General features: G+C 67.6%; 2 protein-coding genes. Both read right to left on the bottom strand.

Annotation, left to right across the window (positions count from 1 at the left end):
* Window positions 1-131 precede the first annotated feature (131 nt).
* Window positions 132-1,982 (bottom strand): tRNA (5-methylaminomethyl-2-thiouridine)(34)-methyltransferase MnmD, encoded by a 1,851-nt coding sequence (mnmD, locus tag AAC023_RS14285; RefSeq protein WP_339741945.1) that lies wholly within the window; start codon window positions 1,980-1,982, stop codon window positions 132-134.
* Window positions 1,979-2,548, bottom strand: coding sequence for an alpha/beta hydrolase (locus tag AAC023_RS14280; RefSeq protein ID WP_339741943.1), 570 nt, complete (start codon window positions 2,546-2,548; stop codon window positions 1,979-1,981). Before AAC023_RS14280 ends, mnmD begins: the two co-directional genes overlap by 4 nt.
* Window positions 2,549-2,589 lie beyond the last annotated feature (41 nt).

The raw sequence follows: 2,589 nt of genomic DNA, 5'->3' as shown, positions 1-2,589 counted from the left end.
CCGATTGCGGTGACTTATGATCGTGAGAATGCGCTGGATCTTGATCTCGACCTTGCCTGCCTGAGCACGGAATGCCCGATCATTGAGCTGCGCTATGGCGGTAGCGGGCAAGAGATCTTGAGAATCGGCCTTTAATGACTGCGCTTTAGCCGGCGCCAGGCGAAACGGGTTGATTGCAGGCACTCGCGGCCGGCGCGCTCGATCGCGCCGGGCTCCCCGCTGAGATCGCCGGCCAGGGCTTCGGCCAGAAGCGGTGCATGGGCGAAGCCGCGCGAGCCGAAACCGGACAGGATGAATTGCCGGCACGGTCCGGGCGGCCCCGGTTTGATGCGTGGCAGACGGCCCGTGGAATATTGCCGCCACCTTGCTGTAAACTCACGGCCGGCCAGCGGGCCACTTACCGGTAACTGGTCGCTGGTCACCGCCCGCACACCGGACCAGGTCTGCAACACCTCCGCATCGAGCCCGGCGGCGATCTCCGGCCGGTGCAGCGCAAGATCGTCACGCAATCCCTTGATCGCATCACCGACCGGGCCGGCATCCTCGCCGCGCACATGTGTCGTCCCCAGCATCACCCCGCCACCGGGTGCGGCGCAGGCATAGCCACCCCAGACCACGGCGCGCTGCGGCGCCCGTCCCGCGATCACCGCGACCTGACCGGAATTGGCGTCGAGCGCGTCGAATACCGAACTGGCGCCCCAGCCGCTGGCATGGATAACGAGACCGGCCTCAAGCACCACACGGCCTGCGTCATCCAGCAGGCACACGCCGGTTTCGCTTTCCTCGACCCGGGCGATCTGCGCGAGGATCAGCGGCGTGTCGCCAAGCAATTGGGTCACCAGGCGCGCAGGCTCGAACCGCGCTGCCTGTGGCTGCCACAAGCCCTCACCATCCCAGATGTGGTCGGCATTCATCCGGCTGGCGATCAGGGCGAGGCGTTCGCGGTCATCATCATCGCGCGGCAGACGCAATACGCCCTCGGGATAGAAGCCATCGAGCCCGGCATAGGTGCGGCGCGCGAATTCAAAGGCCGCCAAGGTGGCGCGGACATGCGGGCGGTCAGTGCGTTCCAGCCGCGGCGTCAACAGGCCGGCCGGAGCGCCCGAGGCCCCGGCGGCGGGCCCGATGGCATCGACCACCACGACCTCGCGGCCGCGGCGGCGAAAGGCCAGTGCGAGGCTGGCCCCGGCAATACCGGCCCCGATAATCGCGACGCGGCCACCGCAAGGCCGGGTGCGTTCCACGGGCGAATTTTCCGCTGACATTTCCGCGCCGGCAAAAATCGCTTCAAGACGTTCGCGCTTGCGGCCGAAGCCGGGACGCTTGGCGACCGAGAAACCCGCCTGTTGCAGACCGCGCCGCACGGAACCGGCGACGGTGAAGGTCGCAACCCGGCTGCCGGCACGTGACAGGCGGCCCATCCGGTCGAACACGGTTTGCGACCACATCGCCTGATTGCGGTCCGGCGCAAAGCCGTCAAGGAACCAGGCATCGACCCGGGCCTCGATCTGCTCCAGCGCGCGTTCGGCCTCGTCCTGGAAGACGGTGATGGTGAAGCGGTCGTCCGGGAAGATCAGCCGGTGGGCGCCCTTCAGGGCCGAGGGCCATTGTGCCAGTAATTGCGCGCTCAGCCCGGCCAGCGAAGGCCAGGCCTCGAAAGCGCGGGCGGCATCGGCGCGCGATAGCGGGTGTTTCTCGATGCTGACGACGTGCAGCCAGCCTGTGGCCGGACCCTCGCGCCGCCATAAATCCCACAGCGCCAGCGCATTGAGCCCGGTACCGAAGCCCAGCTCGCCGACGACATATTGCGCCTTGCCCTGCCAGTCCTGCGGCAAGTCACAGCCCTTGAGAAAAACGGCGCGGCTCTCCTCCAGCCCGTCTTCGGCGGAGAAATAGATATCGCCATAATCCGGCGCCCGCGGGCCGGACGCCTGCGACCAGTCCAGCTGCGGCGGCTGGCAATACAGCCCGTCCGCGCTCATGCGGCGGGCGGTGTCAGGGTCGAGAGGAAATTGGCGAAGGCCATCATGCCCTCCGGCCAGGGTCCGTGACCGCTGGCGGCGTTGAAATGGCCCATTTCGCCGGCGATGACGAAGCGGGCGCCCCAGGCCCCGGCCCAGGCCTCGGCGCGCTCGAGATCGCAGCTCGGATCATTGGAACTGGCCAGCAGCACGGCCGGGAAGCCGAGCGGCTGAAGCGGCACCGGGTCAAAACCGTGATCGCCATGCTCTTCAGCGATTTCCGGCCGCTCCCAATCGGGAACCCCGACCATGAAGGCGCCGGCGACCCTGGTTTTGTCCAGCAATGGCGCGGCATGAACCAGGGTAAGAATGCCGACCGAATGGGCGACCAGCACCACCGGCTTCTTCGCCCCGGCGACGGCTGCGACCAGGGCATCGACCCAGGCCTCGCGCCGCGGCTTGTGCCAGTCGGCCTGCTCGACACGGCGCGCCGTCGGCATCCGCGCCAGCCAGCGCCCCTGCCAGTCATCATCGGAAGCATTGCCCAGGCCGGGCACGATAAGCAATTCGGTTTCGCTGATTTTCATGGCGGTGTTCTAGCGCCGCAGGGCACGGCATGACCAGCCCC

Origin of the sequence: uncultured Maricaulis sp. (genome assembly GCF_963976135.1) — a bacterium.
GTDB lineage: Bacteria > Pseudomonadota > Alphaproteobacteria > Caulobacterales > Maricaulaceae > Maricaulis.
The sequence above is the reverse complement of the archived record's forward strand: the minus strand, read 5'-3'. Positions and strand labels throughout refer to the sequence as shown.

What these genes read in the sequence shown, in the direction of transcription:
- AAC023_RS14280 (WP_339741943.1), bottom strand. Translation starts at nt 2,548, where the DNA reads ATGAAAATCAGCGAAACCGAATTGCTTATCGTGCCCGGCCTGGGCAAT.
- mnmD (WP_339741945.1), bottom strand. Translation starts at nt 1,982, where the DNA reads ATGAGCGCGGACGGGCTGTATTGCCAGCCGCCGCAGCTGGACTGGTCG.